The sequence below is a fragment of the Streptomyces sp. 11-1-2 genome, from assembly GCF_003595545.1.
Lineage (GTDB): Bacteria > Actinomycetota > Actinomycetes > Streptomycetales > Streptomycetaceae > Streptomyces > Streptomyces hygroscopicus_B.
The window spans coordinates 39,676-51,329 of the sequence record NZ_CP022546.1; the positions used below are offsets into that span (position 1 = coordinate 39,676).

An 11,654-nucleotide genomic window follows, 5' to 3' on the forward strand; every position below is an offset into this window, starting at 1 on the left:
GACACAGGATCTGAGGAGATCACCTTGAGCACGCAGAAGACCTTCACCGCGACCACCATGGGCACCATCTGGGCCGAGATCATCAGCCACATCGGCGCCGTGAACGTCACGGTCGACCCGACGCTGAAGTCCGCCGAGGTCACCGTCCGCACCGCCGACGACGAGGGCCCGATGGCCGACGCGGTCAACGACACCGTCATGGACGAGCGGGACTCCAACGGCCACAACGTCATGGAGATCCGGGTGCCGAAGCTCCCCGGCGGTGGCGGCGTCCACACCAGCGTCCAGATCGGCGGCAACAACTTCTCCAGCTACAGCTTCAGCGGGAGCAACACGGGCGTGGTCATGTCCGGCGGCGACATCTTCATGGGCGGCCGTCAGATCGTGTCCAACGGCCGCGTCGTCGCCGAGGCCGGCACCGTCGTCGGTGGCGTCGGCTCCGGCCAGATCATCGTGGACGTGAAGCTCCCGGCCGCCTCCTCGGTCCGGCTCAACACCACCAGCGCCGACCTGACCGTCCTGCGCGGCACGCTCCACACCCTGGATGTCCGCTCGGTGTCCGGCGACGTGGAAGCCAAGAGCGTCCACACCCTGCGCGGCAACACCACCTCGGGAGACTTCGAGGTCGACAAGGTCGCGGCGAGGGTCGACGTCACCTCGGTCTCCGGTGACATCGAGATCGGCGAGTACAGCGGCAGCGACTTCCGTGCCAACACCGTCTCCGGCGACGTCCACGTCACCGCGACCCCGGCCGCCACCGGCAGCATCGACGCCACCACGGTCTCCGGCGACGTCGTCACCCGTGGCGCGAGCCACCTGAACGTCCGCGCCAACACGGTCTCCGGCCGCAAGCGCAACCGCTGACTTCGCCCCGGGGCGGTCGCCATCCCGGCCAGGAATCCGCCGACCGCCCCGGGCCCCGGTCCCGAACCGCAAGCAATCCCGCCAGCAGAAAAGCAAGCAGGGGAGACAGCAGTGAAGAAGCCCAACCGCCTCGTGACCTTCCTCTACGGCCTGGTCGGCATGGCCCACGCGTACGAGTCCGCCGAGGAGGTCCGCGAGGTCATCGCCGACAACTGCTTCAACACCCTCGCCGACCGGGCCAAGAACCACTGGGACGGCGCGAACACCCTGACCGACTCCCTCGCGTTCCAGCCCGGCCTGCTCGACCTGCACGACGAGCTGCACGACACCTGGCACTACCTCACCGCCCTGAAGGCCCGCGCCCGCGACCTCGGATACGGCACGCTCACCGAGCACCTGGGGAGCGCCGCCGACTCCACCCGCGACGTCCTCCAGGCGGTGGCCACGGCCGCCGAGAACACCGTCCCCTCCCCCGCGATCCCCGCGAGCAAGTAGGGACGCCCCGTGGCGGCCGCCATCCCGGCCAAGGTCCGCCGGCCGCCACGGGCCCCGATCCCGCTCCGCAAGGGCAGCGGGGGAGCCACATCATCCCCGACACCGAAACGGAGCCAGAAATGCCCCGCCCCGACAAGGAGACCCGCGCCGCCGCCAAGGCCCGCATCGCCGAACTGAAGAAGACCCGCGACCAGGCGCACGAGGACGCGGAGAAGGCCAAGGCCGCCGCCGACGAGGTCATGTGGCAGGCCATCGCCGCCGAGCTGGACAAGGGCGAGGCCCTCCAGCTCGACGCCGCCGAGGCCACCGAGTTCAGCCGCGACCACGTCGCCAAGCGCACGAAGCAGTACCGCACCACGCAGGACTGATCCGAGGTCCGGCCCCCGAGCCCCGGGGGCCGGACCCTCCTCTCGAACCAGAAAGCCGAGGTCACCACCGTGAGCACCGACCGCGCTCCCCACCTCCCGCGCACCGAGGCCACGGTGCAGCCGTACCGCCCGTACGACGTCGACACCACCCCGCACTACCGCCTCCCCGTCCAGGCCCCGCTCACCGGACCGGTCGAGCTGTACGCCGAGAACGACCCGGTCGTCTGGGTGCCGGACGCCTACGGGCAGCTCGTGCCGATGCGCCGGTCCGCCGCCCCGGCCCCGATGCAGCCGATGCCGCCCCGCGACCTCACCCCGCAGCCGCTCCTCGACCCGCGGGCCCAGCGCATCGCCGCCGGCGGCGTGCTCGCGGCCGGGACCGGCTGGGGCGTCGGCCAGGCCATCGGCGCCTTCGCCGGACTCGGCACCGGCGCCCTGATGTGGCTGGCCATCGCGATCGTCGCCTGGAAGGTCGCCCCCGCCGCGATGAGCCGCACGACGATCCAGAACACCACGCACGTCACGAACACGAACCGCGGCTTCGGCCGGTCCACCACCAACGTGAACCACTGAGAGCGGAGACCCCGATGGCGAGCAAGAAGGCGTTGAACCCCCCGCCCGGCGAGTGCCGCCAGTGCTGGCTGCACGCGTACGACAGCCGCGCGCAGCACAAGCACCTCGGTCCGCGCGAGGACTGCCCGGAGTGCGTGTCCCACATGGGCGGTCGCCACCCCGAGCACATGATTGTGAAGGGCTGACCATGAAGCTCACGCTCCCGTGGATGAGCCGCGCCGACCGGCGCCGCTGGACGTCCGCGCGTACCGTCGCCGACCTCGGCGAACTCATGGCCCTCTGGCTGGAGGGCGAGATCGCGTCCCGCCCCGGCTACGCCCCGCGCTACGGCCCCGACGAGGAGACCGAGCACCTGGTGCCCAGCCTCGCCGCCCTGTGCCGCGCCGGGTACATCACCACCTGCTCGCAGCCCGGGTTCGCCGGTACGGGAGCGAACGGCCTGTGGTGGGAGCAGCGCGCCGCGGTCGAGCTGGTCGTCACCGACGCCGAGCTGCTGCACCGCCTGGTCGACGCCGCGACCGGGGCCGGCCTGCTCGTCCGCGTCAACGACCACCGGCGCGGCGTCGGCGTCCAGGACGAGCCGGTCATCGCCACGACCTGCGACGGCGAGCCGATGACCGCGTTCGGCGGCCGGATCAGCCGCGCCGACATGGCCATCCAGTGGCCCGAGCTGAACCGCGACCTTTACGGCCAGGTCGCCCACGGCACGTACGTCTCGATCGTCGCGCCGGAGTACGGCCCCGCCGGAGACCGGCTCTGGGTGCTCCTGGACCAGGTCACCGGCCTGCGCCCCGCCCCGGACCCGGAGGACGACCCGTGGTCCGACGAGCCGAAGTGGGACGCGTACGAGGACCTGGAGCCGGAGCCCGGCGAGTGCGCCCTGTGCGGTGCCCCGATCCACCACCGAGGCCCGTACTGCAGCAAGGCGTGCGAAGAGGCCGACGCCGACGACACCGCCGTCCACAACTGACGAGAGGGAGACCCGCCATGTTCGAGAACCGCCGAGCCCAGCAGCGCCACAACAAGCTCATGCGCGCCGCCGACAAGCTGGTCGGCCCCCTGGAGGCGCCCGCCGCCCCCGCCGATCTCGCCGCGCTCGTCTTCGGCCTCCACCGCATCGAGCTTCGGGAGGACGAGGCCGCCCGATACCTGGACGCCGCCCGGGTCCGCCGCGGCTACCGCCTCCCCGAGCCGCTGCTCGACATCGAGTCCGCCGGCGGCGAGGACGCGGCCACGGAGGAGCACCTCGACCACGACCAGGAGGAGCCGGAGCCCGCCGCCGTCAACTGACCGGCACCCGGGTACGGCCCGCCCCAGCGACACCCGCCCCCGCTTTTGGGTGGCCATACAGCCCGGGGACCCACGGCCAGACGGCCGGTTCCCGGGCTGTGTGCTGGGCCGACGCGCGGGGCAGTGAGGCGCAGATCACGCCCCGTGTGAGCCGGGGGAGCAGACGACCGGCCCCCGGATCGAGATTCTTTTTCGTGGGGCTGACCTGCACAGACACGCATTATGCCGACTCGGAGTCTGCGAACCCGTAGACATGCCGACTCAGAGTCTGCATTATGGAGTCAAGGCAAGCGAAACAGCTAGCAAAACCGCAAGCGGAAAAGCGAGCGGAAACCCGATCGGAGATGTCATGCGACAGACGATGCCCACGGCAGACGAGAACGCGAAGGCGCTGGAGCTGGCGGCCCAGGTGGCGGCCCTGCTCCAGGAGCTGGACGCGCTTCAGCCCGGCAGCGTCCAGGCCGGTCCCGGCCGCATCTCCGGCCCCGGCGTGGAGATCCGCCGGGGCCTCGACGGCGCATGGGCCGCGCGCGCCGGCCGCTGACCCTCTCCCGCCCCGCACCACCTGACGAAGGAGCCCAGCACTCATGACCGCAGCCGCAGTCTTCGCCGCCGTGTTCGTCGCGCTGTTCATCGCACACTCGGTGGGCGACCACTGGGTGCAGACCTCGCACCAGGCCGCCGAGAAGGGCCGCGCCGGATGGGCCGGACGCCTCGCCGACGCGCGCCACGTCTTCGGACTGACGATCACCAAGGGCATCGCGCTCGCCGCGGTGGTCCTGGTGCTCGACCTGCCCGTCACGGTCCTCGGTCTGGTAGCCGGCCTCGGCATCGACGCGGCGACCCACTGGTGGGCGGACCGCAGGTCGACGCTCGCCTGGCTCGCCAAGGTGACCGGCAAGACGGAGTTCTACTCGCTGGGCACCGGCGCCCACCCCGCGCACCCCGTCACCGCCGAGGGGAAGCCCGCCGCCACGCTCGGGACCGGCGCTTATGCCTTGGACCAGTCATTCCACCACCTGTTCCTCGGAGTCGCCGCCCTCCTTATCGCGGCGCTCTGACCTGCGAAATCCCGGACAATCCAGCTAGATACTGCGTCTCTCACCCCGGAAGGAATTCAGTGGAACGCACCCCGAAGCTCAGCCTCGACCAGGAACTGCAGGCGGCCGTCGCCATCGTCCGCATCGGTCTCGACCGCATCCGCGACGCCGCGTGCCGCACCGAGGAGGTCGGCCCGCACGCCGCCGCCCTCCAGGCCCTGTACGACCCGACCAAGCCCGACACCGGCGTCCTCGCCGCCGTCGCCGACGTCGTCGGCACCATCTCGGTGTCGGTGACCGAGGTCGACCACGACGACATCGACCGCGTCACGGAGCTGCTGGACGAGGCCCAGGGCGTCGTCCAGGACAGCACCGGCGACCGCATCCGCCACGCCCTCGACCTCCTGGCGCCGCTGCTGAAGCGGTGCGAGGAGTGCGGGAAGCAGAAGCCGGACGTGGAGGTCATGGCCGACCCGTTCTCGACCGCGCTCTACCCCGAGGAGACCGACCACCGGCAGATCCCCCTCTGCCCGCCCTGCGCCGTCAAGCGCTTCGAGGAGAGCTGACCCATGAGCATCCACATTGTTTCCTTCGGCTACGGCCACAGCCCCGCCCCCACGGCCGACCTGGTCTTCGACCTCCGGGCCTTGCTCCGCAACCCGTTCCACAACCCGGAGCTGAAGCACCACACGGGCCTTGACCAGGAGGTGTACGACCACGTCATGACCACCCCGGGCGCCGAGCGGCTCGCGTTCAACGCGGTCGCCACCGCCCGCGGCCTCGCCGAGGACACCGGAGCCGACGTCACGATCGCGTGGGGATGCACCGGCGGCCGGCACCGCAGCGTCGGCCTTGCCCGCGCTTCGTACGAGCTGCTGCGCGACGTCGGCGACGCGGTCACCATCGAGCACCGCGACGTCGACCAGGACCTCCTGCCCGCCGGAGTCCACAACCGGACCGAACCCGAGCCCGAGAGCATCCGCTACACCGCCGACGTGATCGCGATGACGCCGGACGGCGACGTGCTGCTTATCGAGCGCGGATGGCCGCCGCACGAGGGCGCGTGGGCGCTCCCGGGTGGTCACGTGGACAGGGGAGAGACCGCCATCGAGGCGGCCGTGCGTGAGCTTGCCGAAGAAACCGGCGTCCAAGTCCTGGCCTCCGACCTGCGGGAGATCGGCGTCTTCGACCGGCCCGACCGCGACCCGCGCGGCCGGTACGTCACCGCCGCGTTCCTCGCCATCGTCCCGGCCGGCACCCCGATCCTCGCCGGGGACGACGCCCGTACGGCCCGCTGGTGGCCCGCCTCCAGCCTGCCGTCGCTGGCCTTCGACCACGCCGACATCCTCGACCAGGTCCCCAGCCTCTCCCAGGCCCTGAACCCGACCGACATGCTCATGGTCGACCTGGACGGCGGCCGTGGTGGTCCCCTTCCGGGCGACATCGCCTGATCGCCCCAGCACTGTCCGAACCGCACGACAGGATGAAACCGGGGCCGCCATCACGGCGGCCCCGGCTCGCCCCACAAGGAAGGCACCACCCCATGACGAACCTGCACACCCTGCTTGGCGGCTCCACCCCCGAGAACAACCTCGCCGAGGAGTACGCCCGCGTTGTCGACCACTTCGGCCGCATCGCGGGCGCTATGGAGGACGGCAACCTCTACTACGCCTGGGACAAGGTGAGCGGGCTGCGCAGCGCGCTCGACGCCTTCGAGGCCCGGCTCGGCAAGGAGCGCACACAGGACGGCGAGACCTTCCAGCGCTTCGCCGGGCAGGACCTGGACGGCGCGAAGACCGCCACGGCCGCTGTCGCCTTCGCTCGCGCTTACCGCGCGGGCCGACTGCTGCACCCCGCCGAGCAGATCAAGGACGAGGCCGTGCGCCAGGCGGTCCTCGACGGGGAGGAGCGCACCCGGCGCTTCCGTGCCGAGCTCGACGGCTGACGACGACCACCGAGACGACCACAACCGCATCCCAGAGGAGACCGACCCCATGACCGACAAGACGCCCGCCAGGCTCGCCGACGACGCGTACGAGGCCCTCCGTGCCCTCAACCACGCCACGCTCGCCCCGACCCGGGGAGACGAGGACTGGGAGTTCCCCGGCGACGCCTACAGCGTGGTCGGCAACCTCTCCCAGGCGGCGATGGTCCTGCCCCAGGCCCTGGAGCAGACCGAGGCCCTGGTGAAGCACCTGGAGGCGAGCGGGAACCTGCGCAGCGACAGGAACACGCTCGACACCGACCTCGCCGCCACGTACGACGGCCTCGCCGAGGCGAAGGCGGCGGCGCAGACCCTGTTCGAGGCGCTCAACCGGGCCCACTCCGGGCTCAGCCCCATCGCGTACAAGGACTGACCGACACCACCGCTCGTTGGACAGAAGGACCCCGGGGCCGATCAGCGGCCCGGCCGATCAGAAGGACCGGCATGAACCCGAACACCGAACCGCTCCCGCCCGTCAGCGGAGGCTCGCTGACCGAGCTGCGCGACCTGCTGAACGTCACAGACGAGTCGTGGGCGAGCATCGTCCCCTGGCTCGTCACCGGCCTGATCCCCGAGATCCCGCGCCCCGTGCTGCTCCTCTCCGGCGGGCAGTGCAGCGGCAAGTCCGTGGCGGCCCGGATGCTCGCGAACCTCCTGGACCCGGCCGTGGTGCCCTTCGGCCGGCTCCCCCACAACGACGACGCCTGGCGGGCGGCAGAGGCCGCGTCGGTCTCCGTGTTCGACAACGTCACCCGCATCCCCGACGAGACCTCGGACCACCTGTGCCGTGCGGTGACGGGCGGAACCGTGGTGCGGCGCGCCCTCTACACCGACACCCCGGTCACGACCGAGGAGCCCAGCCGGGCGGTCATCCTCGCCGGGACCATCGACCCCGACGAGCTGCGGGCCGACCTGGTGGACCGCACGGTCGTCGTGGAGCTGAGCCGCATCACCGCGCCGCGGCCGGAGTCGGAGCTGTGGGAGGCGTTCACCGAGGCGCGGCCGCGGATCCTCGGTGCGCTGCTCGACCTCCTGGTCGTCGTGCTCGGCAAGCTGCCGGCGCTCCGGGAGAAGGCCGATCGAGGGGAGATCCCGGCGCACCGCCTGGTCGACCACGCCCTCGTCATCGTGGCGCTCGAAGAGGCTGTCCCGAGCGCGAGGCGTAGGAGACTCGACACCACCGACCCAAGGAGGGCAGTGACCGCACAACCCGAGCACCACGACGTCGCGCCGCCGATGCGCACGCTCGCCGAGCTGCGCACCGCCCTGAGCGTCTGGGGCATCCCCGGCGACGCCGACAAGTTCGAGAAGGAGCTGGCGGACGCGGACCTGGACGACCTCACCCGCGTCCGCGAGATCACCCAGGCGTACCGGCACAGGGTCCTGCTGCGGTGCGACCCGCAGGCGATGGCGGCCCTGATGCGCAGCACCGAGGACGTCGCCTTCGAGCTGGGCCAGAAGATGGCCGAGGGGAACGCCAGGTGACCTACGCGTTCTACAGCGACGCCGCCGAGAAGATCCTGCGCTCCGACCTCAGCACGGGCGAGCGGACGGCCGTCATGTCGGTACGGGCCTCCCTGGAGGAAGACCCCACCCCCGACCACGCCCGCGGGTTGCCGGACGCCGACCCCCGCTCCGAGTCCTACGCCATCGAGCTGCTCCCCGAGCAGACCGGCGGGCGGGGGATCACCGTCGTCTACCGCCACGACCGGGACCTGGACGCCGTGCTGATCCTCTGGATCATCGCCGGGCCCTGACCTGATCCGGCGCCACCACCGAAGCGACCCCCGGCAGGGTAAGTGCCGGGGGTCGCTTCCGTCTGAGCGTACGTCGCAGGCGTCCGCACAGACATGAGCACAGCGGCTGAGCCCGGAGGATCTGCGACGAGCCTCCGCATCGTCGTGCGACAACTCACGGTTGTCGATGCTGGCCGTTCTGAGGCTGATCACTCGTTTGGTGAGCAGCGAATCCGGCCGTACGGTGATGGACCCCGGCGACGATCAACCTGGTCGACTCCGACCGTTCCGGTCATGATCAAAACAGGGGAAGCACGAAGGGGTTCCCCTGTCGGGAACCCGGCACGCCGGGAACGCACAAGCGCACAAGCCTCGCTGACGGGGCAGCACGAACGGGGTGGCCGGTGGCCTGGGTGACAGCGATCCGTGACGACGAGCAGGTGAGTACCGGCTGCGGGAGCAGGCCGGGTGCTCGGTCGTGGCGGCCGACGACGTCGTCCAGGAGGTGGCCGACCCGGCGCTGGAGTACCGGCTGCGGGAGGAGACGGACTCCCCGCTCGTGTGGATGGGCAGCGGTCTCGCGGCGGTCGGGCTGACCGCCGGCGCCGTGCTGGACGAGGAGGGCAAGCAGGCCGCCCGGCAGCTCATGAGCGGCTGCCATCCCGAGACCGGCGCCCGGCTGATCCGTACGCAGACGTCCGCCCGCGCGCACCCGTTGGCGAAGCTGACGACCGCCAGGTTGGTGGAGGCGATCGAGGCCGCCGCCGAGGAGCGCGGGGTGGCGGCCGCGATCTGCTGGAGGGCAAGCCGAAGCAACAGGCCGTGCTCGCGCAGCAGCAGCGGATGGTCCACCGCCAGGGCGACCGGCACCGGATGCAGGTGGGCACCCTGCACAAGCTCGCCCGCGCCGCCGGCCTCTCGTTGGACGACGTCTACGGGGAGAGGGAGCTGGCCGAAGCGCGCGAGCACGCCGACGCCCGCGTGGACGACCGGGTGCGCGGCTGGGACCTGATGCTGGACCTCCCCAAGTCCGACAGCGTCCTGCCGGGGCTCATGAGCGAGGCGGACGCACGGGAGTATCGCGACCTGGTGCACCAGGCCAAGGTCGACACGATCCGTCAGGTGGAGCGGCTGGGTCGGGTACGCGGTCGGCTCCGAGGACGGACAGCCGGTCCGGCTCGCGACCGGTGGTCTGCTGGCGTGGTCGTGGGAGCACCAGTCGGCACGTCCGATGGGCGATGGGGATGCCCCGGCGACCCGCACCTTCACCTGCACATCACGATCGCCAACATGGGCCTGTGCGAGGACGGCCAGTGGCGCTCGATCGCTAACTCAGGCCAGGACCTGCACCGGCACGCCGCCCCCGCCGACGCCTACTTCAAGGCCCGCGTCCGTGCCCTCACCCACGCCCGGTTCGGCGTACGCCGGCAGCAGGCTGAGCGCACCGGAGCGTGGGAGGTCGACGGGATCGGCGAACCCGTACGCGACCTGTTCTCCCGCCGCCACGGCAGGATCGTGGATCTGGCCGTGACGAGGCCGGGCGCCAGGAGCGCGACCGTGCCGCCGCCGAGACCCTGCGCGCCAAGCACGGCGCCGACGCTGCGGCGATGCGGGAGAGCTGGCGGCAGCGTGCCGAGGAGGCCGGGGTCGACGTCGACGCGATGGTCGCGGCCGCCGCCCCGGGACCGCCCGGCCCGGACAGCCGGCCCCACCGTCGACGGCCCCGGCGGACCCCGGATTCCCCCGCCGTCCGACCTCGCCCAGATCGTGTTCCACCCCGAGACCGGGCTCACCGCGAGCGCGAAGACGTTCAGCCGCGCGCAGCTGCTCGCGGCGGTCGGCAACGCCCTGCCGCACGGCCTGGACGCGGACGAGGTCGGCCGCCTGGACGAGCTGGTCGACGACCGTCCTGGACGTGGCCGGGTACGCGGTACGCGTGCCGGACTACGGGTCCAACGTCATGACGTCGACCGCCCGCTACACCACCCAGGACATCCTCGACGCCGAGGCGTACGTACGGACCAGGCGCTCACCCGGCACGGCGAAGGCCGCACCGCGCTGACCCCCGATCAGTCGGCCGCCGCTATCGACGTCTTCCAGGTCGCGGTCGGCTTCGAGCTGTCCGAGGAACAGCGCGCGGCGGTAACCCGGCTGCTGACCGGCGGGCACGGCATCGACACCATCGTCGGCGTCGCGGGGCGGGCAAGAGCACGCTCATGGAGGCGTGCCGGATCGGGTGGGACGCCACGGGCACCACGTACGCGGGCGCGTGCCTGAGCGCGGTGGCCGCCCAGCAGCTCAACCAGGCGTCCGGGATTCCGGCGCGTACGGTCGCGGCCTGGCTCCAGCAGATCCGTACCGGGAGCGGGCTCACCGGCGTCGACGTCTTGGTCGTGGACGAGGCCACGATGGTGGACGACCGGGCGGCCGAGGTCCTCATGCGCGAGGCGGCCCGCACCGGGACGCAGATCATCGGCATCGGCGACCCGCTCCAGTCCAGGCGATCGGGGCCGGCGGCTGGTTCAAGGAGACTCACCGGCTGGTCGGCGGGCTCACCCTGCACGGAGAACCGCCGCCAGGAGGACGCCGCCGAACGGCACGCGCTGGAGGTGTGGCGGACCGGCGACCACGACAGGCGCTCCGGCTGCTCGCCGACCGCGGCCGTGTCCACCCCACCGAGTCGGCGGACGAGGCCCGCTCGCAGATCCTCACGACGTGGGACGAGCTCCGGCGCGACCGCTGGCCCGACACCCACGACCTCCTGGACGAGCTGGTGGTCCTCGCCGCCCGCAACGCCGACGTCGACGCGTTGAACCTGGGGGCGCAGCAGATCCGCCGCGCCGCCGGCGAACTCGGTGACGAGCGGACCTACGCGCTGCCCGGCGGGGACCGGCTCACCCTCGCCGAGGGCGACGCCGTACGGGTCCGCGTCAACGACTACAGGTCGAGGCGCGGCGAAGGGCCGGACCTGCTGAACGGGTACCGGGCCGTCGTCAGCCAGCTCGCCGACGACGGGCGGGTCGAGATCACGTGGCGCACCCGCGAGCGCGGCCAGGACGACGCCTACGTGTCCGCGTGGCTGACGCCGGACCAAGTCGCCTCCGGTGCCCTGTCGCTGGGGTACGCGATGACGATCGCCGCATCGCAGGGGATGACCTGTGACACGTCCCTGATGTACGGCCACGGAGCCAACGCCCACGCGGCCTATCCGGGCCTGACCCGAGGCAAGAAGGCCAACCACCTGTGGCTGCCGCTCGCGCATCGAGAGCGAGGACACCCGGGCCCGGCTCGGTGACGCCCGGAC

Annotated in this window: 17 protein-coding genes and 1 pseudogene; all 18 read left to right on the forward strand. The window is 71.9% G+C overall.

Annotated elements, in window-relative coordinates:
- Positions 1–24 precede the first annotated feature (24 nt).
- The 18 genes and pseudogenes from CGL27_RS49620 to CGL27_RS53005 all read left to right on the forward strand — a co-directional run bounded on the left by CGL27_RS49620 (position 25) and on the right by CGL27_RS53005 (position 11,645).
- Positions 25–864 (forward strand): DUF4097 family beta strand repeat-containing protein, encoded by an 840-nt coding sequence (locus CGL27_RS49620; RefSeq protein WP_162953393.1) that lies wholly within the window; start codon positions 25–27, stop codon positions 862–864.
- Positions 865–975: 111 nt separating this feature from the next.
- Positions 976–1,359 carry a hypothetical protein gene (locus CGL27_RS49625; RefSeq protein WP_119994931.1) on the forward strand — a complete coding sequence of 128 codons (384 nt, stop codon included), beginning with the start codon at positions 976–978 and terminating at the stop codon, positions 1,357–1,359.
- Positions 1,360–1,478: 119 nt separating this feature from the next.
- Entirely contained in the window at positions 1,479–1,727 is a 249-nt protein-coding gene (locus CGL27_RS49630) for a hypothetical protein (RefSeq protein WP_119994961.1), read from the forward strand.
- 69 nt (positions 1,728–1,796) lie between these two features.
- Entirely contained in the window at positions 1,797–2,300 is a 504-nt protein-coding gene (locus tag CGL27_RS51285) for a hypothetical protein (protein ID WP_205587980.1), read from the forward strand.
- 14 nt (positions 2,301–2,314) lie between these two features.
- Positions 2,315–2,485, forward strand: a complete 171-nt coding sequence (locus tag CGL27_RS49640; RefSeq protein ID WP_119994933.1) for a pRL2-8 — start codon at positions 2,315–2,317, stop codon at positions 2,483–2,485.
- 2 nt (positions 2,486–2,487) lie between these two features.
- Complete coding sequence (locus tag CGL27_RS49645; RefSeq protein ID WP_119994934.1) at positions 2,488–3,270, forward strand: hypothetical protein; 783 nt, start codon at positions 2,488–2,490, stop codon at positions 3,268–3,270.
- Between the two features lie 17 nt (positions 3,271–3,287).
- Complete coding sequence (locus CGL27_RS49650; protein WP_119994935.1) at positions 3,288–3,590, forward strand: hypothetical protein; 303 nt, start codon at positions 3,288–3,290, stop codon at positions 3,588–3,590.
- Between the two features lie 349 nt (positions 3,591–3,939).
- Positions 3,940–4,134 carry a hypothetical protein gene (locus CGL27_RS49655; RefSeq protein WP_162953394.1) on the forward strand — a complete coding sequence of 65 codons (195 nt, stop codon included), beginning with the start codon at positions 3,940–3,942 and terminating at the stop codon, positions 4,132–4,134.
- 43 nt (positions 4,135–4,177) lie between these two features.
- The gene (locus CGL27_RS49660; protein ID WP_119994936.1) at positions 4,178–4,651 is read left to right on the forward strand and encodes a DUF3307 domain-containing protein; all 474 of its coding nucleotides are present in this window, start codon (positions 4,178–4,180) and stop codon (positions 4,649–4,651) included.
- A 59-nt stretch (positions 4,652–4,710) separates the two neighbouring features.
- On the forward strand, positions 4,711–5,196 hold the full coding sequence (locus CGL27_RS49665) for a hypothetical protein (RefSeq protein ID WP_119994937.1): 486 nt from the start codon (positions 4,711–4,713) through the stop codon (positions 5,194–5,196).
- Between the two features lie 3 nt (positions 5,197–5,199).
- Complete coding sequence (locus tag CGL27_RS53750) at positions 5,200–6,081, forward strand: RNase adapter RapZ (RefSeq protein ID WP_119994938.1); 882 nt, start codon at positions 5,200–5,202, stop codon at positions 6,079–6,081.
- 92 nt (positions 6,082–6,173) lie between these two features.
- A complete protein-coding gene (locus CGL27_RS49675) occupies positions 6,174–6,575 on the forward strand; it encodes a hypothetical protein (protein ID WP_119994939.1) in 402 nt (133 codons plus the stop codon).
- Between the two features lie 49 nt (positions 6,576–6,624).
- Complete coding sequence (locus tag CGL27_RS49680; protein ID WP_162953395.1) at positions 6,625–6,987, forward strand: hypothetical protein; 363 nt, start codon at positions 6,625–6,627, stop codon at positions 6,985–6,987.
- Between the two features lie 71 nt (positions 6,988–7,058).
- Complete coding sequence (locus CGL27_RS52990) at positions 7,059–8,099, forward strand: hypothetical protein (protein ID WP_240451094.1); 1,041 nt, start codon at positions 7,059–7,061, stop codon at positions 8,097–8,099.
- A complete protein-coding gene (locus CGL27_RS49690) occupies positions 8,096–8,371 on the forward strand; it encodes a hypothetical protein (protein WP_119994942.1) in 276 nt (91 codons plus the stop codon). Before CGL27_RS52990 ends, CGL27_RS49690 begins: the two co-directional genes overlap by 4 nt.
- An 801-nt stretch (positions 8,372–9,172) precedes the next feature.
- Positions 9,173–10,627: a relaxase domain-containing protein gene (locus CGL27_RS53000; RefSeq protein ID WP_240451095.1), complete on the forward strand. Its 1,455-nt coding sequence runs from the start codon at positions 9,173–9,175 to the stop codon at positions 10,625–10,627.
- Positions 10,567–10,800, forward strand: a pseudogene (locus CGL27_RS53755) (AAA family ATPase); the annotation flags it as partial. The gene CGL27_RS53000 and the pseudogene CGL27_RS53755, both read left to right, overlap by 61 nt.
- A gap of 161 nt (positions 10,801–10,961) precedes the next feature.
- Positions 10,962–11,645 carry a hypothetical protein gene (locus CGL27_RS53005; RefSeq protein WP_240451096.1) on the forward strand — a complete coding sequence of 228 codons (684 nt, stop codon included), beginning with the start codon at positions 10,962–10,964 and terminating at the stop codon, positions 11,643–11,645.
- Positions 11,646–11,654 lie beyond the last annotated feature (9 nt).

Excerpts from the sequence above, each read along its gene's own strand:
- CGL27_RS49630 (WP_119994961.1), top strand. The coding sequence starts at position 1,479 with ATGCCCCGCCCCGACAAGGAGACCCGCGCCGCCGCCAAGGCCCGCATC.
- CGL27_RS49640 (WP_119994933.1), top strand. The coding sequence starts at position 2,315 with ATGGCGAGCAAGAAGGCGTTGAACCCCCCGCCCGGCGAGTGCCGCCAG.
- CGL27_RS49645 (WP_119994934.1), top strand. The coding sequence starts at position 2,488 with ATGAAGCTCACGCTCCCGTGGATGAGCCGCGCCGACCGGCGCCGCTGG.
- CGL27_RS49650 (WP_119994935.1), top strand. The coding sequence starts at position 3,288 with ATGTTCGAGAACCGCCGAGCCCAGCAGCGCCACAACAAGCTCATGCGC.
- CGL27_RS49655 (WP_162953394.1), top strand. The coding sequence starts at position 3,940 with ATGCGACAGACGATGCCCACGGCAGACGAGAACGCGAAGGCGCTGGAG.
- CGL27_RS49660 (WP_119994936.1), top strand. The coding sequence starts at position 4,178 with ATGACCGCAGCCGCAGTCTTCGCCGCCGTGTTCGTCGCGCTGTTCATC.
- CGL27_RS53750 (WP_119994938.1), top strand. The coding sequence starts at position 5,200 with ATGAGCATCCACATTGTTTCCTTCGGCTACGGCCACAGCCCCGCCCCC.
- CGL27_RS49675 (WP_119994939.1), top strand. The coding sequence starts at position 6,174 with ATGACGAACCTGCACACCCTGCTTGGCGGCTCCACCCCCGAGAACAAC.
- CGL27_RS49680 (WP_162953395.1), top strand. The coding sequence starts at position 6,625 with ATGACCGACAAGACGCCCGCCAGGCTCGCCGACGACGCGTACGAGGCC.
- CGL27_RS52990 (WP_240451094.1), top strand. The coding sequence starts at position 7,059 with ATGAACCCGAACACCGAACCGCTCCCGCCCGTCAGCGGAGGCTCGCTG.